Source organism: Corallococcus sp. CA047B, from assembly GCF_003612065.1.
GTDB lineage: Bacteria > Myxococcota > Myxococcia > Myxococcales > Myxococcaceae > Corallococcus > Corallococcus praedator.
In genome coordinates this window covers 13,079-33,973 of sequence record NZ_RAWD01000059.1, presented here as the reverse complement: position 1 = coordinate 33,973, position 20,895 = coordinate 13,079, and the positions used below count along the sequence as shown (strand labels likewise).

The 20,895-nt window shown below is 69.5% G+C and carries 14 protein-coding genes; 8 read left to right on the top strand and 6 right to left on the bottom strand.

The annotated features are described in order from the left end of the window. The first annotated feature begins 42 nt into the window (after positions 1-42). From D7X74_RS12605 to D7X74_RS12575, 7 genes are all read left to right on the top strand, one after another. The gene (locus D7X74_RS12605; protein WP_120533183.1) at positions 43-1,362 is read left to right on the top strand and encodes an SBBP repeat-containing protein; all 1,320 of its coding nucleotides are present in this window, start codon (positions 43-45) and stop codon (positions 1,360-1,362) included. Positions 1,363-1,389: 27 nt separating this feature from the next. Beyond that, on the top strand, positions 1,390-3,516 hold the full coding sequence (locus D7X74_RS12600) for a hypothetical protein (protein ID WP_120533182.1): 2,127 nt from the start codon (positions 1,390-1,392) through the stop codon (positions 3,514-3,516). 27 nt (positions 3,517-3,543) lie between these two features. Next, positions 3,544-4,701: a hypothetical protein gene (locus tag D7X74_RS12595; RefSeq protein ID WP_120533181.1), complete on the top strand. Its 1,158-nt coding sequence runs from the start codon at positions 3,544-3,546 to the stop codon at positions 4,699-4,701. A gap of 123 nt (positions 4,702-4,824) precedes the next feature. Continuing rightward, positions 4,825-5,949, top strand: coding sequence for a Hint domain-containing protein (locus D7X74_RS12590; protein WP_120533180.1), 1,125 nt, complete (start codon positions 4,825-4,827; stop codon positions 5,947-5,949). Positions 5,950-6,104: 155 nt separating this feature from the next. Then, complete coding sequence (locus D7X74_RS12585) at positions 6,105-7,556, top strand: SBBP repeat-containing protein (protein ID WP_120533179.1); 1,452 nt, start codon at positions 6,105-6,107, stop codon at positions 7,554-7,556. Positions 7,557-7,851: 295 nt separating this feature from the next. Then, positions 7,852-9,936 carry a hypothetical protein gene (locus D7X74_RS12580; RefSeq protein ID WP_147446552.1) on the top strand — a complete coding sequence of 695 codons (2,085 nt, stop codon included), beginning with the start codon at positions 7,852-7,854 and terminating at the stop codon, positions 9,934-9,936. A gap of 94 nt (positions 9,937-10,030) precedes the next feature. Continuing rightward, positions 10,031-11,086 carry a hypothetical protein gene (locus D7X74_RS12575; protein WP_120533177.1) on the top strand — a complete coding sequence of 352 codons (1,056 nt, stop codon included), beginning with the start codon at positions 10,031-10,033 and terminating at the stop codon, positions 11,084-11,086. Here the strand turns inward: D7X74_RS12575 and hemH are convergent. The 6 genes from hemH to D7X74_RS12545 all read right to left on the bottom strand — a co-directional run bounded on the left by hemH (position 11,019) and on the right by D7X74_RS12545 (position 19,464). Next, entirely contained in the window at positions 11,019-12,128 is a 1,110-nt protein-coding gene (hemH, locus tag D7X74_RS12570) for a ferrochelatase (protein ID WP_120533176.1), read from the bottom strand. The genes D7X74_RS12575 and hemH overlap by 68 nt on opposite strands. Positions 12,129-12,154: 26 nt before the next feature. Continuing rightward, positions 12,155-12,538: a Co2+/Mg2+ efflux protein ApaG gene (gene apaG, locus D7X74_RS12565; RefSeq protein ID WP_120533175.1), complete on the bottom strand. Its 384-nt coding sequence runs from the start codon at positions 12,536-12,538 to the stop codon at positions 12,155-12,157. Positions 12,539-12,601: 63 nt separating this feature from the next. After that, on the bottom strand, positions 12,602-13,588 hold the full coding sequence (locus tag D7X74_RS12560) for a TerC family protein (RefSeq protein ID WP_255424406.1): 987 nt from the start codon (positions 13,586-13,588) through the stop codon (positions 12,602-12,604). Between the two features lie 107 nt (positions 13,589-13,695). Further along, a complete protein-coding gene (glgX, locus tag D7X74_RS12555) occupies positions 13,696-15,840 on the bottom strand; it encodes a glycogen debranching protein GlgX (RefSeq protein ID WP_120533174.1) in 2,145 nt (714 codons plus the stop codon). Beyond that, positions 15,837-18,950 carry a malto-oligosyltrehalose synthase gene (treY, locus tag D7X74_RS12550; protein WP_233595282.1) on the bottom strand — a complete coding sequence of 1,038 codons (3,114 nt, stop codon included), beginning with the start codon at positions 18,948-18,950 and terminating at the stop codon, positions 15,837-15,839. Before treY ends, glgX begins: the two co-directional genes overlap by 4 nt. A 175-nt stretch (positions 18,951-19,125) precedes the next feature. Beyond that, positions 19,126-19,464, bottom strand: coding sequence for an SWIB/MDM2 domain-containing protein (locus D7X74_RS12545; RefSeq protein ID WP_120533173.1), 339 nt, complete (start codon positions 19,462-19,464; stop codon positions 19,126-19,128). A gap of 379 nt (positions 19,465-19,843) precedes the next feature. On the opposite strand from D7X74_RS12545, the gene D7X74_RS12540 reads away from it, so the two are divergent. After that, positions 19,844-20,836, top strand: coding sequence for an NAD(P)-dependent oxidoreductase (locus D7X74_RS12540; RefSeq protein WP_120533172.1), 993 nt, complete (start codon positions 19,844-19,846; stop codon positions 20,834-20,836). The last annotated feature ends 59 nt before the right edge of the window (positions 20,837-20,895 follow it).

The following is a 20,895-nucleotide window of genomic DNA, read 5'->3' as shown; positions in this document are numbered from 1 at the left end:
TATGCGATCGTCGGCAGCGTCAGATGGGTATAAGAGACAGCCGTGGGGGTGCTGGGGACGGTGGGTTGCACGGGCGAGGAAGACCCGCAGGAGCCCGCGGGCACGTGTCAGACGGCCTGGCAGCATGACTACCAGGGCGGGACCTCCAGCGCGGACGAGGCGCTGTCCATCTGGGCCGGCAGCTCCGGTGCCGTCTACCTCGCGGGCTATGAGCGGGGAAACCTGGGGCAGACCAACATCGAACCCTCGGGTGACTCGCGGGCGGTGGTGCTGCGCTTCCTGCCCAATGGAACGCTTGAGCGCACGGAGGTCACCGACACGGGCGGGACGGACGTCGCCGAGCACATCGTCGGCAACGAGACCCAGGAGCTGCTGACGGTGGTGGGCCGCACCACGGGCGCGCTGGAGAACTCCACCAACCGGGGACAGTTCGACCTCTTCGTGACCCAGTTGGATGGCAAGGGGAACAAGAGGCGGACCGTGCAGCAGGGCGACGCGCGACCGCAGCACCCGCTGAAGGTCGCCGTCCACCCCAACGGCAGCGTGTTCGTCGCGGGGTTCGAGGACCTGTACGTCGAGAACCGCGTGGTGCTGGACTCGGAGAATGGCTTCGTCACCCGCATCAACCGCGACGGCAATGGCTTCGCGTCCAGCGCGGCCTGGAAGTTCGCCTCCACCGTGGAGTCCAACCCGGACCGGCTGACGGGCTTCACCGCCAGCCCCAGCGGGGATGCCCTGTTCGCCTCCGGCTTCAAGTTCTTCGCGGACGCAGAGGGGCCCGGCGGCGCCTACGTCCGGCGCATCGACCCGGCGAACGGCAACCTCCTCTGGACCAGCGTCATCGCGCCCGTGGCCACCGAAGCAGACGAGCTGCTGCTGACGCCCGACAACCAGCTCTTCCTGGCGGGATCCAGCCAGATGCCCCTGGAGCCCGGCGTCCCCGTCGTGGGGGAGGTGGACGTCTTCCTCGCGCTGCTCAACCCCAGCGACGGCCAGGTCCAGTGGATCCGGCAGGTGGGCACGCAGGGCAGCGAGCTGATCACCGCGCTGGCCCGCGCCCCCAATGGCGACCTCTACGTCGCGGGCTCCACCCAGGGCAGCTTCCCCGGCTTCAACAACCAGGGCGCCCGGGACCTGTTCGTGCTGCGCTTCAGCGCGGACGGGCGCCTGCGGGGAACGTGGCAGCGCGGCACCTCCGGGAATGATCAGGCGACGGCCCTGTGGGTGGACCCGTGCGGCAGGGTGTTCCTCGCCGGCCACACCGAGGGCGCGCTCGTCCCCGGCAGCCAGCACCAGGGCAGCCGCGACATGTTCCTGCTCAAGGTCGACGTCCCCCAGCCCCCCCAGTCCCCTCCGCTCTAGCGCCCCTTGCGACAAAGGAAGATCCGAATGTTCAAGCACTGGTCGCGCGCGCTGCTCGCCGCGGGAACCCTCCTGGGGATGGGCTGTCAGCCGCCCGGAACGGTGGACGCGGAGTCCACCGCCCCCGCCCCCTTCTCCGAACGGGGAGGCATTGGCATCCTCTCCCATGAGCAGGAGTTGACGACCCTGTCGCCCCAGACGGTCGATGCGCGCAAGTCCGTGGCGGTGACGGAGGTCTCCATCCTCGCCCCCTTCACGCTCTCCAGCGTGCTCCAGCAGTTGGTCACCCAGAACGGAGGCTCCGGGCTCAACGCCACCCAGCTCTTCCGCCAGCTCTGGGACACGCAGAACCCCTCCCCCGGGCAGCCGGACCTCCAGCCGGGGGCGCACTGCAACGACAACGGGGGCTTCCTCAACGGCTTCCCGTATGGCTGCCGCACCCAGGAGGGCGCCCAGGCGGCGGCCAACAGCCCCACGAACATCCATTCCTACTCCGCCATCGGGTTGTACAACCGGTTCGACCTGGCGCCCGCCTCCGGGGCCCACTGCGGTGAGTACCGGGTCGTCTTCGGCAAGACGTCCGGGGGCGCGGGCCGGGCGTTCCTCATCCTGGAGGCCTCGCTGCCCAACCCCCGTCCGGACCTGGGCCTTGACGGCTGCCGCCCCGTGCAGTCCTTCTGGCGCGACCTGAGCGCGAAGAACGTCGCGGACCGGGCCACCGCCCTGCGCGACTTCTACTTCACGGGCCTGCCCGGCTTCTCGCCGGTGTTCCACATCAACAACTACGGCCTCAACCCGGAGGGCACCGGCCAGGTGCGCTTCAACGTCTTCATCGAGCCCTTGTGGGTGCTGAAGGAGTTCAAGCTCCAGCGGCAGTGCCCGGGCGGGGTGTGCACCCTCAAGTTCGCCCCGGTGACGGTCAAGACCAACCCGTTCGGGGAGCTGTTCAACCCGGCCTCCACGCACCCGCTGGCCGCCAGCTTCCGCGCGCACTTCGTCAACCAGGTGCCCGCGCTGGCCACCGACAACCTCAACACCTTCAACTACGCGGTGCCGGATCAATTCAACGCCGTCCAGGGGGACTCCAGCACCTTCGATGCCATGGACGAGTACAGCCTGCGCTTCGGCTCGGGGCCCAGCGCCTTCCGCAACAGCATCCAGGCGCGGCTGGATTTGATTGGCAGCGACCTGACGCCCACGCAGATCGTCGCCCGCGCGCAGGCGCTCTCCTGCAGCGGCTGTCACCAGCGCAGCGACAGCGTGGACGTGGGCACCCTGCCGGATGGCAGCACGATGCGCTTCCCCAGCGCCGCGGGCTTCATCCACAACCTGGAGTTCACCGAGCCCGGGCCGGACGGCAACCGCTTCTTCCTCTCCAGCGCGCTCACCCAGACCTTCATCCCGTTCCGCAAGCAGGTGATGGAGGGCTTCCTCAACGCGGAGCATCCGCTCACGCCGCCCTCGCGCTTCAACCTGTCCGGCACGGCGTCGGACGGCCGCTTCGCCTACTGGGTGGAGCGTCGCTCGGGCGGCGTGGTGATGCGGGCGTCGCTCGACAGCGGCGGCGAGCAGCTCATGGCCTTCAACCGGACCGACCCGGTCGCCATCGCCACTGACGGCACCCACCTGTATTGGACGGAAGCCGCGGGCTCCATCCTCAAGCTCCCCGTGGCCACGCCGCTCGCCACGCCCACCGTGCTGGCCACCGGCATCGCCGGCCTGGGCGGCATCGCCACCGATGGGACGACCCTGTTCTGGACGGAAGGCGGCGCCCTCCGGAAGATGTCCAACCAGGGCGGCACCCGCTCCGACGTCGTCACCGCGCGCTCCAACGTCACGGGCCGCCTCACGGTGGATGGCACCCACGTCTACTGGCAGGAGGGGGATGCCATCCGCAAGGTTGCCAAGGGCGGAGGCACCGTCTCCACGCTGCTCACGCGGGCCTCCATCACGGGCCTGGCCAGTGACGGCGCCCAGGTGTGGCTGGCGGAAGATGGGATGCCGGGACGCATCCTCCGGGTGCCCGTGGGCGGGGGCACCGTGGTGCAGGCCTTCACGCCGACGTTCAACCTCACCAGCGTGGCGGTGGGCGGGGACCACGTCGTGTGGACCGAGAACCGCAGCCCCGGAACCGTGATGGCGAAGACGAAGTAGCGGCCCCCTGCCCCACGGAGCCACCCCATGCGAAGCCCCCGCCTTGCCCAGGTCCTGAAGCTTCTCGTGGTGGGCCTGCTGCCGTCCTTCGCCCAGGCGCAGGATGTCCAGCAGGCCCGGTGCAACAGCGACGCCCTGACGCCCGAGCAGGCCATCGCGCGCTCCGAGTGGGCCCGGCGGTGCGGACTGTTGCGCAACACCTGGGGCGCGAACGCGTGGGTCGCCTCGACCGCGGCCTTCGACACCTCCTTCGCGTGGGCGAAGGAGTACCGCGAGTCCGACACGAGCCACGCGTACACGGGCAACACGCATCACTACAACGTGAACTACTACTACGCGCGCTCGCTCTATGAAGCGACGCCGATGTTCACCGTGTTCCAGGAGACCAGCGGCAGCACCGCGGGCTACTGGAAGTGGTCCCACACGTCGCCGCTCGCGCGGCCGCTCTTCCCCACCTTTGAAAGCATCAACGTCGCGGGCAGCGGCACGCAGTTGTATCCGCACCCCACCAACACGAATGACTGTCGCCTCTTCAGCACCCCGACGGGCACCTCGCCGTGGGTGACCCTCACCCGGTACACCGTCTGTGATGACGGGCCTGTCTATTCGATGAATGCGCAGGGGGGCGGCACCGCGGGCGAAGAGATCATCCGGGAGGGCTGCTACACGGTCACGGAGACGGTGGAGAAGCCCTTCTACGTGGTGGCCTACTGCGAGGCGGGCTGCCACCCGGGGGACCAGTTGCTGGGTTCCAGCACCGGCGAGGCGGCCCTGGGGGAGAACCCACCGCGGCGGATCAACCCCGTGTCCAGCGACACCCCGGACCCCGGCGACGGCGAGCACGTCGTCTACGAACTCACCACGGAGTCCGGCGACCTGCTGCGGGTGCCCGCCGGGCATCCCGTCCTCACGAGCGAAGGACGTCGGGTGAAGGCGGAGTCGCTGCTGCTCGGGGATGCATTGCTGCGCAGGGGCGGAACCCCGGACCGCATCGTGACGGTGAAACAGACGCTGTATTTCGCCAAGGTCCATGACGTCCGGCCCATGTCACACGACGCGGTGTCGGATCTGCTGCTCACCGAGGGCTATCGGGTGGGTCCGGCCCGCGTCCAGAAAGAGAACGCGGAGCAGCTCAACCGGGCCCTGCGCCAGCAAGCCATCCCGGCGGAAGTGCTGCCGGAGTAGTCCTCCCGCGCCCCCTGGGGAGGTTCGGGCGGCGCCCATCGGATCCCGTCCGGCGGGCACCGCCGCGGTCTGCTGAATCAAGAGGGGGCGGCAGTCTGTCCAAGAAATCCGAAGGGGAATTCCATGTCCAAGTCTGTCTTCAGAATCGTCCTGGGAGGCGCGGCCGCCATCGCGCTGTTTCCCACCGTGGCAGGCGCGCAGACCAATCAGGAGTGGCGCTGCAACATCGACAGCCTGATTCCCAGCCAGGCCATCGTCCGAGCCGAATGGGCGCGCAAGTGCGGCCTGCTCAACAACCTGGTCCCCGCCGGCCCTTCGGCCTGGGTGCCTTCCACCACCACCTTCGATGTCACCTTCACGCCGGCGAAGGAATACGTCGAAAGCAATACCAGCCGGGCGTACACGGGCAACTCGCAGGGCTACAAGGTGAACTACTACTACGCGATCGCGATGTATGACGCGACGCCCATCCTCAAGGTGGAGGCGGAGGCCACGGGTCCCACCACGGGGTTCTTCAAGTGGAATCCCGCCCCCACGACGGTCTTCCGCGCGCGGCCCCTCTACCCGACGTTCGAGACGTCGCTGCCCGCGGGCTCCGGGACGCCGCTCTATCCGCACCCCACCGACACCACCGACTGCCGCTTCTACCGGGACACCAACGGGGACGCCAAGGGCGACACGCTGTACACGGGCACGTCCTTCTACGTGGTGGCCAACTGCGAATCGAGCTGCTACGCGCCGGACCAGGAGCTGCTGTTCAGCAATGGCTCGGTGCCCATCTCCAAGGCCGTCCGGGAGCAGCAGGTGGACATCATCACCCTGACGCCGGACGCCACGCTCGACAACGTGCAACTCCAGACGAACCACGTCTACAGCTACACGTCGGAGACGCGGGACAGCGAGCACCTGCTCTACACCATCACCACCGAGCACGGCGGCAAGCTGCGGCTGACCAACGAGCACCCGGTGGTCAACAGCGAGGGCCGGATGGTCCGCGCGGCGGACCTGAAGGTGGATGACGAGCTGCTGCGCCAGGACGGCACGCGCGAGCGCGTCGTGAGCGTGGAGAAGACGACGCACTTCGGGAAGGTCTACAACCTGCGGCCTATCACGCGCGACCAGGTGACCAACGTGCTGGTGGCCCAGGGCTTCCTGGTGGGTTCGGCCCGCTACCAGAACGAGGACGTCGGGTTCATGAACCGCATCATCCTGCAGCGCTCCGTTCCGGAGGAGCTGCTTCCCCAGTAGGGAAGACCCTCTTTGTCTTGACGCTCAGCGCCCGGGGCCGGCAGCGGTCCCGGGCGTTTGTCTGATATGGGAAGGGGCAAGGCCATGAAGGCCGGGGGTGCCACGTGCTGGGACGCGACACGAGCCACAGGCCCATCGCCCGCCCACGTCTGGGAATGGCCCTGGGTTTCCTCTTCGGAGTGCTCGGATGGGGCTGCACGCCTTCACCGTCCGGCCAGATCGACCCGCTGAAGGATGGCGGCACCGTTGACGCAGGCCCGGTCGAACCCGATGCGGGAACACCCGACGCGGGAACACCCGACGCGGGACAGGATGGCGGCACCGTGGACGCGGGTGAGCCCGATGCGGGCCCGGTGACGTGTGCTTCGCCCTGGCAGGGAGACCGCCAGGAAGGAACGGCGGCGGCGGATGAAGCGCTGTCTGTCTGGGTCAGTGAGACCGGCGACCTCTACACGGCGGGCTACTGGGACGGGCGGCTCGGTGAAAGCAACATCGAGCCCTCGGGAGACTCGCGCGCGGTCATCACCCGGCACGCGGCCGATGGACGCATCCTCTGGCGACGGCTCATCGACACGGCGGGGACGGACACGGCGGAGCATGTCGTCGGAGGCAGGGAGCGCGGCACGGTGCGGGTGGTGGGGCGCACCACCGGCGCGCTGGAGGGCCACGCCAACGGTGGCCAGTTCGACGTCTTCCTCCTGCGACTGGATGGCGAGGGGAACACGCTCCACGCCGTGCAGCACGGCGACGAGCGCCCCCAGCATCCGGCGAAGGTGGCGGTGGATTCCGCTGACCAGGTGGTGGTCGCCGGGTACGACGACCTGTTCGTCCAGAACAAGGTGTCGCTGGACGCGGAGAATGGCTTTGTCGCCCGGTTCCCCGCTCCGGCCCCGGGCCCGCTCGCGCCCTCCTGGCGGGTGCGCTCGCAGGTCGTGGACAATCCGGACCGGCTGACGGGCCTTGCCCTCACGCCCGACGGCGATGCGCTGTTCACGTCCGGCTTCCGGTTCTTCGACGACGAAGAGGGGCCGGGCGGCGCTTTCGTCCAGCGCCGGGACCCGGCGGACGGCCACGTCGTCTGGACGAGCGTCATCGCCCCCACGGGCACCGAAGCGGACGAGCTGCTGCTGACGCCCGACCATCGGCTCCTGCTGGCGGGTTCCAGCCAGATGGCACTGGAGCCCGGCGTCCCCGTCGTGGGCGAAGCGGATGTCTTCCTCGCCCTGCTCGAACCAGACTCAGGCCAGGTCCAGTGGCTGCGGCAGGTGGGCACCCGGGACAGCGACCAGGCCACCGCCCTGGCCCGCGCCCCCAATGGTGACGTCTACGTCGCGGGCGACACCCTGGGCGGCTTCCCGGGCTTCACGAATCAGGGTGGCAGGGACGTGTTCGTGCTGCGCTTCAGCGCGGAAGGGCGGCTCTTGGGGACCTGGCAACAGGGCACGCCCCAGGAGGACCACGTCGCCGGACTGGCCGTGGACGCGTGTGGCAATGCCGTGGTCGTCGGCTCCACCGAGGGCGGGCTGGTTCCAGGCAGCCCGCCCCTGGGCAGTCGCGACGCGTTCCTCTTGAGGCTGGCCCCGCCCACGCTGCCCTTCGGGCGGTGACCTCGCGCTTAGAGGTCCTTCACCCGGTCCTGACGGGCCTTGTTGCCCACCCCCAGGCTCAACATCAATCCACACACCAGGACTTCAATCCTCACGACAACCCCACCTGGAACGCAAGACATCCACCAAGGACTTCAACCCATCCTGGCGCCGTGAAGAGGCAAGACCTTCGGGGCTCGACACAAAGGATCACGGCCCCCAGCGGAAGCACGGGGGGTCCTCCTGTTGCCCGAGGGGTCTTGCGGCCAGGGGCCCTGCTCACCCAGGCTTCCTTCCAGGAGAGGGGGCCGTACGCATGGGTTTCACCGCAAGTGGGTTGTGGCTCATCCTGGTCGCGGCGGCGGGCACCCCCTCGGACCCTTCCGCCGAAGCGCTGTGTGGCCTCACCGCGCTCTACACCATCGAGCGCTCCTACTTCGGGGAGAAGGACCGCTACGACCTCCATCCCGCGACCGTCGGGTTCCTGCCCCTGTCCTGCATCGACGGCACCCGTCCAACCGCGCCGGAGTCCAACAGCGTCGGAGGCTGCCGGTTCCTCTTCACCATCCTGGAAGCAGGCGGCATCCCAGACGCACCCCTGAAGCTCGAAGCCCGGGGTGTGACGCCCGACACACAGGACCTGCGCTTCCTGCTGGAAGGCCGCAACGGCTTCATCACCCGCCCGGGCTCCGACGCCCGCGTGGACCCCGCCGACTGCGAAGCCTGGTCACGCGAAGCCGACCCGCTCCAGCGCTACCGCTTCATCGTCGGAGAGCACGACTGCATCGGCGGTCCCTACGCACCGACGCACCCGTGCACCGAGGCGCTCACGCTGCTCTCCAACCTCGCGCGCGACGGCGTGGGCATGGCCCGGATGGAATACGACGCGCACCCCACCGCGCGCGAACTGTTCCCCCTGAGTCCGCCCACGCCCACCCAGCTTCTGTGCGGCGTCACGGCCACGCCCGGACAGCGCGCCCAGGTCGCCCAATCCCTCTCACGCCAGGGCCTGCTGCTGGACGCGGTCCTCGCGCCCGGCTGCCGCGACGAAGGCCTGCGCGCGGGCCTCCCCGTGCTCCTGCGCGCCGGGGCCTGCCCGGGTAAGCGCTGCACGCGGTTGATGACCCTGGCCCGGACCAGTGGCACCCCTGAACGACTCGCGGTCCTCGAAGGTCGCGCCTCCGCACTGGCGAGCTGGCTGTGGAACCAGCCCGCCACGGAGCAGCGGGAGTTCCTGGTCAACGCCCTGGCGCTGCCCGGTGGCCGGGTGGACGCGCTCCTGCGACTGCGCGAAGGGAGCCGTCCGGGCCTCCAGGAATTGAACGCCCCTCCTCCCGGTCCCCTGGAGTCCGCCTGGCTCGAGCGTGCCCGGACCGCCCACCCCGGCCTCGCTCCCTTCCTGGACCTGCTGGGCGAACTCCATCACCGCCGCCCCGCGAGTGATGCGGCCTTTCGCGATTGGCTTTCCACCGCCCCCTGCGACCAGCTCTCCATGACCCAGGCGCTGAAGCCCACCGTCGCGCGCCTGCGAGCGATTGCCAGCATCCAGCCACGCTGCGCGTACGAGGCCGTCCAGGCCTTGCGGCCCCACGTCGCGAAGCTGCCCCCCACCGCGCTCATCGACGTGCTCACCCCCCTGAGCGCGGAGCAGCTCCTCTGGCTGCAATCGAACCTGGGGCTCACCGACGCGGCGCGGGCCGAGGCGCTCTTCGATTGGGTGATGGAACGTGAGCCCCGCCTGCTCGATGGGTTCGTCGCCTCACCGTCGGTGGTGGAGCGGCTGCTCGCGCCGGTGAACGCGGACCGGCTGGGCGGGCGCGAGGCCGTCCTCGAGGTGCTGCTGGGCCGGATGCACACCCCACGCATCAGCCTGACCCCCTTCGCCTTCAACTTCGTGGTGACCGAGTCGCTTCGGGGCACGCCCTCCGCCCTCCGCGTGCGGGACATCTCGGAGCGGTACATTCCCGCCGAAGAGAAGCTGCGGTTCCTGTCGGGCGTGCTTCGTTCGACGGATGCGCGCGCCCAGGCCGCCGCCGCGGCGGGCCTCACGAAGACGACGGATGCCCGCGTCCCTGCCCCCGCCGCCCGGGCCTGCCTGGAGGAGACCCGGGCCACACTGGCGTGCATCGCCTCTCACGCCGAGCCCCTGGGCCCACCGCCTCCAGGGGAGCGCCGCTTCATCTTCGGGGGGTGCGGCGTGGGACCGCAGCCACCTCCGACCCCGCCGAGTCCCATCGAGACCTATTGCACGCGCCTCGAGGAGAAGACCGCCTCCTGCCCCACCGCCTGCGGGGGGACGCTCCTGGATGCGAGCGGCATCGAGCGCCTCGCCAGCGCGGCCGGTGAGCCGCCGCCCCCCATCCCCCAGGCCCTGCGCGCCTGCACGCACGTCCTCCCCTGAAGCCCCCGTCGCGGCGGGGCGCGTCATTCCACCTTCTCCCTTTTACAACCGTCGGCCGCTCCGCTATCCCGCGACCGTCACCAGGAGTGTCCCCGTGAAGCGAAGTCTGTGCGGTCTGCTCGTTGCCCTCGCGTTCTCCGGCTGCAGCCAGGAGGCGCCCGGGAAGATCGAGCCCCTCCAGCGCCCGCCGGGCGCGCCGCCCGCGCCCGCGTCCAACGGGGAGGCCCCCGCGCCCGCCGCCGCCGCGCCCGCAGTCCCCAAGGACGCCGTGCTGCTGCGCTGGAAGCTCGTGCAGGGCACCCCTGTCGCCTTCCGCCTGACGCTCGCGTTGGATCGCGCCGCGCCCGCCTTCGAGTCCGCCCCGGCGGAGCCCAAGGCCGACAAGAAGAAGAAGGGCGGCAAGGACGAAGAGGCCCCGGCCGCCACCGCCGCGCCCGCCGCCGTCCCCAGCGAATACACCTACGTGCTGGAGCTGGACCGCGCCGGCGAGCGCCACCTGCGCGTGACGCCCTCGGGTGGGGCCGCGCCGGAGGACGCCACCGTGAGCGACCGCGGCTTCATCATCGACGGGCTCCCGGGCCGTGAGCGCAACCTGGCCACGCTCGTGCTGGAGCTGCCCAGGGACCCCGTGAGCCCCGGGGAGAGCTGGTCGCTGGCCACCGCGCTGCTCACCCCGGACGCCCTGGGCACCCAGTTCCGCCGCGCCACCGGCGGCGCCGAGCGGCGCAACCGCGTGAAGCTCGTCTCCGTCACCCCCGCCGACAACGGCGAGCAGGTGGCCACGCTCGAGTACGACCTCCTGGAGCAGTTCGGCGGGCTGCTCACCCCCGCGCGCATCCCCATGGCCAAGCGCGGCAGCCGCCCGTCCGCCCCCCAGGGCCCGGCCAACGACGAAGACGCCGCCGGCCCCACCGAGGGCACCGAGCTGGGCGCCACCGTGAAGATCACCGGCCGGGGCGAGTTCCTGGTGAAGGCCGGGCAGTGGCGCTCCTGGGAGGGCACCCTCGCCACCAGCATGAAGGGGCCGGCCCAGTCCGCCATGGGCCTGCCGGTGGGCACCTACCAGGCCCGCCTCGCCCCCGTCAGCGCGCCCCAGGCTCCCGCGACGCCGGCACCCGCGGCTCCGACAGCGACGCCGCCCGCGCCGTAGACGGCGGTCCATCCGACGCCCGCACCAGCCGAACCACGGCGTCCACCCATTCCGGGTGGGCGTTGAGGGACGGCACCAGCGTCAGCGACTCACCGCCGGCCTCCACGAACTGCTCCTTCGCGCGGAGGCCCACCTCTTCCAGCGTCTCCAGGCAGTCCGCCACGAAGGCCGGGCACATCACCGCCAGCCGCTTCACGCCCTTCGCCGCCAGTTCCGGCAGCACGATGTCCGTGTAGGGCTTCACCCACGGCGTGCGCCCCAGCCGCGACTGGAAGGACACGGTGTAGCCGCCCTCCGGCAACGCCAGCCGCCGGGCCAGGTTCCGCGCCGTGTCGAAGCACTGCGCGCGGTAGCAGTGCCGGTTCGCGTCCCCCAGCACGTCGCAGCAGCCCGCGGACGCAAGACAGTGCTGCCCCGTGGGGTCGCTCTTGCGCATGTGGCGCTCCGGCAGCCCGTGGAAGCTGAACAGCACGTGGTCCGCGCGCGCGTCGTCAATCACCGGCCGGGCCACCGCCGTGAACGCGTCCAGGAAGCCCGCGTCGTCGAAGAAGGCCGGCACCGCGCGCACGTTGGGCACGTCCCAGCCCTGCGCCAGCACCTCGTAGGTGCGCGCCAGCGACGACGACGCGGACGACGCGGCCTCGTGCGGGTACAGCGGCAGCACGGTGAACTCCGACACGCCCTTCGCCTTCAGCGCCGCGATGGCGTCCGGCAGGGACGGGTTGCCGTAGCGCATGGCGAGCGCCACCTCGTAGTCCCCCTTCAGCCGCTCGGCCACCGCCGCCTCCAGCGCGCGGCTGTACACGAGCAGCGGCGAGCCCTCCTTCGTCCACACCTTGCGGTAGGCCTCCGCGCTCTTCGCGGGACGGAACGGCAGGATGAACAGGTTCAAGAGGAACCAGCGCCCCACCGGGTGGATGTCGATGACGCGCGGGTCGTTGAGGAACTCGCGCAGGTACCTGCGCACCGGCCCCGACTCGGGCGCGTCCGGCGTCCCCAGGTTGATGAGCAGCAATCCCCGCTTCGTGCTCGGCAGGACCATGCGCTTGAGGACTCCGGTAGGGGTTTTCAGTGCAGCGAGTGCGGCAGCGTCAGGGCGAACTCGGCGATGCGCGCCTCGAAGCGCGTGCCATCCGGACGCACCATCTCGTAGCTGCCGCGCATGGTGCCGAAGGGCGTCTTGAGCATCGCCCAGCTCGTGTATTCGAAACGCTCGCCCGGCCCCAGCCGGGGCTGGCGGCCCACCACGCCCTCGCCCTTCACCTCGTCCACGTTGCCCTGGGCATCCGTGATGAGCCAGTGCCGGGCGTGGAGCTGCGCGGGAGCATCGCCGTCGTTGACGATCTCCACCTTGTACATGAAGGCGAACTGCCCGGCCTCGGGCGTGCTGCGCTCCGGCCAGAAGGTCGGCTCCACGGTGACGCGGATGCCATCGGTGGTGGCGGTGGACATGGCGGGAGACTTGGCAGCGACTCCCGCCCGATGCAAGGGAAACACTGCCCCCGCCGGGACTCCCTACCCGCGCTCCTGCTCCCGGGCGGGGGGCTCCGGCTGCTTGCCGGCCTCCGGGCCCTCGGCCAGCTCCACCGGCTTGGGGAACACCAGCGACGCGACGACGGCCGCCACCAGGCACCCGGCGATGACCGCCAGCGAGATGCCAATGGGAATCTTGTAGAAGTACTCCAGCAGCATCTTCACGCCGACGAAGCCCAGGATGACGCCCAGGGCCACCTTCAGCAGGTGGAACTTCTCCATCAGGCTGGAGACGACGAAGAAGAGCGAGCGCAGGCCCAGGATGGCGCAGACGTTGGACGTGTAGATGATGAAGGCGTCCTTGCTGATGCCCAGCACCGCGGGGATGGAGTCCATCGCGAAGAGCAGGTCCGTGGCCTCCACCACCATCAGCACGATGAACAGCGGCGTCACCTTGCGCCGGCCATCCTCGGTGATGAAGAAGCGGCTGCCGTCACCCTGACGCGCCACCGGCAAGAGGCGCCGGGACATCTTCACGATGAAGCCGGCTTCCGGATCCACGTCCTCGTCGTCCTTGGCGAAGAGCATCTTCACGGCCGTGAAGACGAGGAACGCGCCGAAGACGTAGATGAGCCAGTGGAACTTCGCGACCAGCGCCGTGCCCGCGAGGATGAGCACCGCGCGCATCACGAACGCGCCCAGGATGCCCCAGAAGAGCACCCGGTGCTGGTGCTGCGGGGCCACCCGGAAGTAGCCGAACACCATCAGGAAGACGAAGAGGTTGTCGACCGACAGCGCGTACTCCACCACGTACGCCGTCAGCCACTCCAACGCCGGGCCCCGTCCGCCCTGGTGCCAGATGCCCGCGCAGAACGCGAGGCTGATGCTCACCCACACGAGCGTCCAGAGCGTCGCCTCCTTCGGCGACACCGCGTGCTCCTTGCGGTGGAACAGCCCCAGGTCCAGGGCGAGCATCGCCAGGACGAAGACGTTGAAGCCCACCCAGGGCCAGACTGATTCGGTTAGCACGTGCGCCCGTTCCCGGTCCGAAGACGCCGCGCGAAGAAGCGGCCCCCAGGGGAAGGGGCCACCTCGCGCGTTCAAGCCCGCTGCCTACCCCGGGACGGCCCCGAGGGCTACTCCCATTCGGTCGTGGGCCGGCGCAGCACCACCACGGAGCGCCCCACCGCCTGCACCTTGCCGCCGGCCGGGGTGTGCGTGCGCTGGGATTCGCCCGTGGCCGCCGTGTCCACCACCAGCTCCCAGTCCGCGCCCCACTCCAGCGCGGGCAGGAGGAACGTGATGGGTTCGTGGTGCGCGTTGAGCAGCACCAGCAGCGTGTCCCCGACGATGCGGTGGCCCTCGTCGTCCGGCGTGGCGATGGCGTCCCCGCCCAGCAGGAAGGCCAGGGAGCGCACATAGGGCTTCTCCCAGTCCTCCCGCTTCATCTCCTTGCCGTCCGGCCGGAACCACGCCAGGTCCTTCAGCTCGCTGTCCCAGATGTGGGCCCCGCGGAAGAAGCGGCGCTTGCTCAAGACGGGCTGCTCGCGCCGCAGCTTCGCGATCCGGGCGGTGAACTCCAGCAGCTGGCGCTGCTTCTCGTTGAGGCTCCAGTTCACCCACGACAGCTCGGTGTCCTGGCAGTAGGCGTTGTTGTTGCCCTTCTGCGTGCGGCCCATCTCGTCGCCCGCCACCAGCATGGGCACGCCCTGCGACAGGAAGAGCGTCGACAGGAAGTTGCGCTTCTGCTGTTCGCGCAGCGCGTTCACCTTGGGGTCCGTCGTCTCCCCCTCCACGCCGCAGTTCCAGGCGTGGTTGTCGTTGGCGCCGTCCCGGTTGTCCTCGCCGTTGGCCTCGTTGTGCTTCTGGCTGTACGTCACCAGGTCGTGCAGCGTGAAGCCGTCGTGCGCGGTGACGAAGTTCACGCTCGCCGTGGGCTTGCGGCCGGACAGCGCATACAGGTCCGAGCTGCCCGTGAGCCGCGAGCCGATCTCCGCCGCCTGCCGGTCATCGCCCTTCCAGTAGCGCCGGATGGTGTCGCGGTACTTGCCGTTCCACTCGCTCCACAGCACCGGGAAGTTGCCCACCTGGTAGCCGTAGTCACCCACGTCCCAGGGCTCCGCGATGAGCTTCGCCCGGCTCAGGACGGGGTCCTGGTGGAGGATTTGAAAGAAGGCCGCGCGGGTGTCGTAGCCGTGCCGGTCGCGTCCCAGCGTCGTCGCCAGGTCGAAGCGGAAGCCGTCCACGTGCATCACTTCCACCCAGTAGCGCAGCGAGTCCGCCACCAGCTTCAGCGCGTACGGGTGCGTGGCGTTCCACGAATTGCCGCACCCGGTGAAGTCCATGAAGTAGCGCGGGTCCTTCTCGCTGAGCCGGTAGTACGCGCCGGCGTCCAGCCCCTTGAAGGACAGCGTGGGGCCCAGGTGGTTGCCCTCGCAGGTGTGGTTGTAGACCACGTCGAGGATGACCTCGAGGCCCGCGCGGTGCAGCAGCTTCACCATCCCCTTGAACTCCGCCACCTGTTCGCCCAGCGAACCCGACGCGCTGTAGCGCGCGTCCGGGGCGAAGAAGTTCAGCGTGTTGTAGCCCCAGTAGTTGGAGCGGCCCTTCTGGGTGAGGAACGGCTCGTCCATGAACGCGTGGATGGGCAAGAGCTCCACCGACGTCACGCCCACCTTCTTCATGTGCTCGATGGAGGCCGGGTGCGCCAGGCCCGCGTACGTGCCGCGCAGGTGCTCGGGGATGTCCGGGTGCAGCTTCGTGAAGCCCTTGACGTGCACCTCGTAGAGGACCGTCTTGTGCCAGGGGACCTCCGGCTTGCGGTCCTCCTCCCAGTCGAACCCGTCCTGCAGGATGACGCCCTTGGGCACGCCCCAGGCATCATCCTGGGTGTCCATGGCCAGGTCCTCCTCCTTGCCGCCGTGCACGTAGGCGTGGAAGGGGGCCTTGGGGTCCACCTTGCCGTGCAGCGCCTTCGCGTACGGATCCACCAGGAGCTTGTGCGGGTTGAAGCGCAGCCCCTTCTTCGGCTCGTACGGACCGTGAACGCGCAGGCCATACAGACACCCGGCCTGCACGCCCGGCATGTACCCATGCCAGACGTGGTTCGTCATCTCCAGCAGCGGGAAGCGCCGCGTCTCCTTCTTCGGATCCGCGGGGTCGAAGAGGCAGACCTCCACCTTCTTCGCATGCTCGCTGAACACGGCGAAGTTCACGCCGTTCCCGTCATACGTGGCGCCCAGGGGAAACGGCTTCCCTGGAAGCACCTCGGCCCTCCTCATCCAGCGCTCCTCTCCATCTCCAGCAGCACCACCGGGAACTCCGCGAGGAGCGGCCCCAGGGCCAGCCCCACGCCTCCCGGCCCCTGCTGGGGACGGACCTGGCGCCCGGTGAAGACGTTGCGGAACATCATGCCCGCATATGCCGCCGGAAGGTCCAGGAACGTACCGTCATACGCCTGCGACAGCCCCCCGGACTCCAGCGCCTCCAGGGTGTAACGCGGCGCGCAGGCAATCAGCACCGTGTCGCCGTGCGTGCGAGCGAAGCCCACCGCGGCTGGCGCGCGGGGCCCGGACACCTCCAGGGCCACGTAGCCACCCGCCCGGAACAGGTCCGCGTGCTTCTGGCGCAGCCGCAGCGATTCCGCCAGCAGGTAGAGCTTCACCTGCCCGTCATCCAGGTCCTTCGACAGCCGCGCGCACAGGGCCGCCCGGTCCTTCGCTCCTTCCGCGTCCAGCCCCTGGAGCAGCTTCTCCCGCAGGGCGTAGTCCACCGGCCGGCGGTTGTCCGGATCCACCAGCGACAAATCCCACAGCTCGCAGCCCTGGTACGTGTCCACCACGCCGGGTGAAGCGAGCTTCAAGAGCAGCTGCCCCAGCGCGTTGTGCTGGCCCGCGCGTTCGATGCGGCGCTTGAACGCGCGCACGTCGTCCAGGAACGCCTGGCCCTTCTTCGGGTCGAAGCACGCGTCCACGAAGCGCGCCACCGCGTCGTCGTAGGACGAATCCGGGTTGGTCCACGAGGTGCGGACCTTGGCCTCCTTGATGGCCTTGCCCATGTACTCGCGCACGCGGCGGTGGAAGTCCTCCAGCTCCTTCGCGGGCACGTGTTCGCCCATGGGCCACGCGCCCACCACCGTCTGGAAGAAGAGGTAGGTGTCGTTGGCGGACGGCGCGGGGCCGCCAGGCAGGTGGGAGACGAAGGGCTGCGTCAGGTCCGCCCACGCGCGGGCCCGCTCGCGCCACGCCTCCGGCAGCTCGGTGAGGACGTTGATGCGCGCGCGCACGTCCTCGCTGCGCTTGGTGTCGTGGGTGCTGGAGGTGAGCATGCTCGCCGGCCAGCGCTCCGCGCGCTCCTGGTTGCGCAGGTGGAAGGTGGTGGCGCGCATGCCGAAGTGCTCCGGCTCGCCGCCCACCTCGTTGAGGCTCACCAGCCGGTTGTAGATGTAGAAGACCGTGTCCTCCAGGCCCTTGGCCATGACGGGGCCTGTCACCTGCTGGAGCTTCATCGCGAAGCGCAGCATCACGGCCTTCTCCTCGTCGCCCACGTGCTCCGGGTAGCGGCCCAGGAGGATGTCGCGCAGGAAGTCGAAGATGGACGCGTTGGTGGTGGTGTTGCGCTCCTTGGCGCGCTGGAGGGTCCACTCGATGTACTGCACGTCGCGCGCGTCCAGCTCCTGCCGCCAGCCGTCCACGTAGGTGCGGTAGACGGGGAACAGCGCGATGAACTCGATGAGCGCGCGCCTGAGGCTGTTGAGCGTGAAGTCGCGCGTGCGGCGGTTCATCTCCGAGATGCGGTTGAGCTCGTGCGCCAGGACGTTGATTTCACTCGCCATGGACACGCGCATGATGAGCAGCTTCTTCTGGTACGTCAGCTCCGCGAAGTCCTGCGAGCCGCCGGCGAAGCGCTCGTAGGTCTCCGTCAGGTGCGCCTCCGCCGCCGGGTGCACGAACAGGCCGCTCACCGCGTTGGCGAAGCGGTAGCCCGTGGTGCCGTGCACCGCCCACGCGTCCGGGATGCGCTCGCGGCCCCCCTGAATCTTCTCCACCGACACGAAGAGCGCCTTGCGCAGCGGGCTGTCCGGCGTGTCCCTCACCTCCTGCCGCCACTTCGCGCGCAGGAGCGCCTCCACCTGCGGCCAGCGCGCATCCGAGCCCCCCTGGAGCTCCGCCTCGAACCGGGCGCGCGCGCGCTCCACGAAGAAGCGCTCCTGCAGGTCCAGGAAGTAGGCGGTGGGGTCGAAGAGGCCGTCCGGATGGTCGATGCGCAGGCCGGTGACGTGCCCCTCGCGCAGCCACTCGAAGATGAGCTGGTGGGCTTCCTGGAAGACGTCCGGGTCCTCCACGCGGATGGCGGCCAGGCCGTTGATGTCGAAGAAGCGGCGGTAGTTGATCTCCTCCCCCGCCACGCGCCAGTGCGCCAGCCGGTAGCTGCACTCCTGGAGCAGCGCGTCCAGCATGTCGAAGGAGCGCACGTTGCCGGGCGTGCCGTTGAACACCCGCACGTTCTCCTCGATGTAGGCCGAAAGCTCCGCGCTGTCCGCCACCACCGTCGCGAGCCGCCGCTTGATGACCTCCTTCTCGCGGTGCCGCTCAATCACCTTCGAGCGCTCCACCTCCGTGCGCGGCGGCAGGTGCTCCAGCGCGGTGAGGATGGAGAGCAGCTCCACCAGATGCGGGTGCTCCGCGCCCAGCTGCGCCTCCAGCCGCTCCAGGCCGTGGCGCAGGATGCGGGCGTACTGGCGCGGGGCCACCGGCAGCCGGTGGTCGTAGTAGTGCAGGTGGAAGGCGCCGGAATCGAAGGACAGCTTCAGCTCGCCGCGCTCCAGCACGATGCCGTACTGGTCTCCCAGGATGGGCAGCAGCACCTTGTCCGCCAGCTCGTCCTTCACCGGCCGCCAGTCGATGTCGAAGAACTTCGCATAGACGGACGACGGGCCGTTCTCCAGCACGTCCAGCCACAGGCGGTTGTCGCGCTCGATGCCCATGTGGTTGGGCACCACGTCCAGCACCTGCCCCAGGCCGTGCTCGCGCAGGGTGTCGCAGAACTCCGCGTGGTCATCCGGCGTGCCCACCTCCGGGTTGAGCCGCTGGTGGTCCACGCAGTCGTAGCCGTGGGTGCTGCCCGGCGTGGCCTTCAGGTAGGGGGACGCATAGAAGTCACTCACCCCCAGCCGGGCCAGGTACGGCACCACCGCCTTGGCCTGCTGGAAGGTGAAGCCCTGGTGCAGCTGCATCCGGTAGGTGGACAGCGGCGTGACGCGCCGGGACTCCAATTCCTGGCGCACCTGGCCGAACAGGCTGTCCGCCAGCGTCTCCACCGTCGTGTGCGTGCCATCCGCGTCCGCCTGCTTCGCGGTGCGCTCCCCTGCCTCGTGCCCGTCCTGGAACATGGTGCCCACAGGTAGGCCCGACGCGGCGCGTCCGCCAGCGGGGAGTGAGGGGTCCGCCCCCTTTTCAACGCTCGGGCGGCACCAAAAGCAGAGGGCCCGTCCCGCGCGATGCGTGACGAGCCCTCTTGAGGTCCTTCGGGTGGCCAGCGATGGCCCCCGACGGTCCTGATGCCAATCAGCTCAGCTGCTTGTTCACCAGCGAGGTCATCTCGAACATGGTGACGTTCTTCTTGCCGCCGAAGATGGGCTTCAGCTTGTCGTCGGCGTTGATCTGCCGCTTGTTCTTCGCGTCCTGGAGGTTGTTCTTCTTGATGTAGGCCCAGAGCTTCTTCACAACCTCGGTCCGGGGCAGCGGCTTGGGGCCGACGATCTCCGCCAGCGCGGCGGAGGGCGTCATTTCCTTCATGAACGCCGCGTTCGGCTTGCGCGTGTCACCGGCGGCCTTCTTCGCGGTGGTCTTCTTGGCGGCGGGAGCGGCAGTGGTCTTCTTCGCAGCGGCTTTCTTGGCGGCCATTCGTCTTGTGTCTCCTCCCCTCCGAAGGGGACGTTGCACGGCGTGCTTGCATCTTCAAGCTAGAGCCGATGGCGCGTAGTAGCACGGTCAAGCTTGAAAAACAGCGCTCTTCGCGTGGTTTTTCCCTCGGGGAACGCCCGAAGCGACGTGTTCGGAGGCTAGAACTCGGCCCCGCAGCGCATTCTTCCCTCGGGAGCGGAAGTCCCGCGACACGTCCGGAGCCCTAGAAACCGGCTCCAGAAGGCGTTTTCCCTCGGGGATTGGGCCTGTGAACACGTCTGGAGGCGATTTCCCGGCCCCGTGACAGCGTGCCTCCTCTGGGGGCGGGGGCCCATTTCGACGGTGGACGGGATGTGGCTTTTCGGATGAAACAGCACCCATGAATGCCCTCATCACCGGTGCCGGCGGCTTCCTGGGGACCTGGCTCGCACGCGCGCTGGTCGCTCGCGGCGACCGTGTCTCATGCCTGTTGCGCCCCTCCACCGACGCCCGCGAGTTGGAGAAGGCGCTGGAGGGCCACCCCTGGAAGCGGGTGATGGGGGACGTGACGGACCGGGCCTCCCTGGAGGAGGCGGTGAAGGGCGTGGACGTCGTCTTCCACCTGGCGGGCATCCGCCGCGCCGCGCAGCGGGACGAGTTCATCCGCGTCAACGCGGGCGGCACCCGGCTGCTCTGCGAGGCCCTGGCCGCCCTGCCCTCCCCCCGGCCCCGGCTGGTGATGTGCGGGTCGCTGGCCTCGCACGGGCCCTCCACCCCGGAGCGGCCCCATGTGGAGGAGGACGCCTTCCATCCCCATGAGTGGTACGGCGAGAGCAAGGCGGAGGCGGAGGACATCGCCTTCTCCTTCAAGGACCGGCTGCCCGTCACGGTGATCCGCCCGCCCCGCATCCTGGGGCCCGGCGACCGGGAGAACCTGTCCTTCTTCAAGCTGGCGAAGCAGGGCATCCGCCTGGAGCTGGTGGGCGGGCCCCGCCCCCTGTCCCTGGTGGACGTGGAGGACGTGGTGGACCTGCTCATCGTCCTGGCCGAGCGGCCGGAGGCCCTGGGGGAGGCGTTCTTCTGCGCAGGCCCCGAGCGGCTGACCCTGGAGGAGATGCAGGATCTGGGCGCCAGGGCCCTGGGCTACCACCCCAGGACGGTGCGCATGCGCCCGGCGGTGCTGACGGCCCTGGCGACGGCGGCGGACGGGGTGACGCGGCTGACCGGGAAGAAGCTCCCCCTCAACCGGAAGCTGGCGCGGCAGCTGCTGGCGCCCGCCTGGACGTGCTCGGGGGCCAAGGCCGAAAGGCTGCTGGGCTTCCGGCCGCGGAGGAATCTGGCGGAGTCGATCACCCGGAGTGGTGAATGGTATCGCGCGCAGGGCTGGTTATAGCCCCATGCGCCCAAAGGGCAGCCGCCCTGCCCCGCCCCTTCCGGCATCGTTGACCGGAC

Excerpts from the sequence above, each read along its gene's own strand:
- D7X74_RS12600 (WP_120533182.1), top strand. The coding sequence starts at position 1,390 with ATGTTCAAGCACTGGTCGCGCGCGCTGCTCGCCGCGGGAACCCTCCTG.
- D7X74_RS12595 (WP_120533181.1), top strand. The coding sequence starts at position 3,544 with ATGCGAAGCCCCCGCCTTGCCCAGGTCCTGAAGCTTCTCGTGGTGGGC.
- D7X74_RS12590 (WP_120533180.1), top strand. The coding sequence starts at position 4,825 with ATGTCCAAGTCTGTCTTCAGAATCGTCCTGGGAGGCGCGGCCGCCATC.
- D7X74_RS12585 (WP_120533179.1), top strand. The coding sequence starts at position 6,105 with ATGGCCCTGGGTTTCCTCTTCGGAGTGCTCGGATGGGGCTGCACGCCT.
- D7X74_RS12580 (WP_147446552.1), top strand. The coding sequence starts at position 7,852 with ATGGGTTTCACCGCAAGTGGGTTGTGGCTCATCCTGGTCGCGGCGGCG.
- hemH (WP_120533176.1), bottom strand. The coding sequence starts at position 12,128 with ATGGTCCTGCCGAGCACGAAGCGGGGATTGCTGCTCATCAACCTGGGG.
- apaG (WP_120533175.1), bottom strand. The coding sequence starts at position 12,538 with ATGTCCACCGCCACCACCGATGGCATCCGCGTCACCGTGGAGCCGACC.
- glgX (WP_120533174.1), bottom strand. The coding sequence starts at position 15,840 with ATGAGGAGGGCCGAGGTGCTTCCAGGGAAGCCGTTTCCCCTGGGCGCC.
- treY (WP_233595282.1), bottom strand. The coding sequence starts at position 18,950 with ATGTTCCAGGACGGGCACGAGGCAGGGGAGCGCACCGCGAAGCAGGCG.
- D7X74_RS12545 (WP_120533173.1), bottom strand. The coding sequence starts at position 19,464 with ATGGCCGCCAAGAAAGCCGCTGCGAAGAAGACCACTGCCGCTCCCGCC.
- D7X74_RS12540 (WP_120533172.1), top strand. The coding sequence starts at position 19,844 with ATGAATGCCCTCATCACCGGTGCCGGCGGCTTCCTGGGGACCTGGCTC.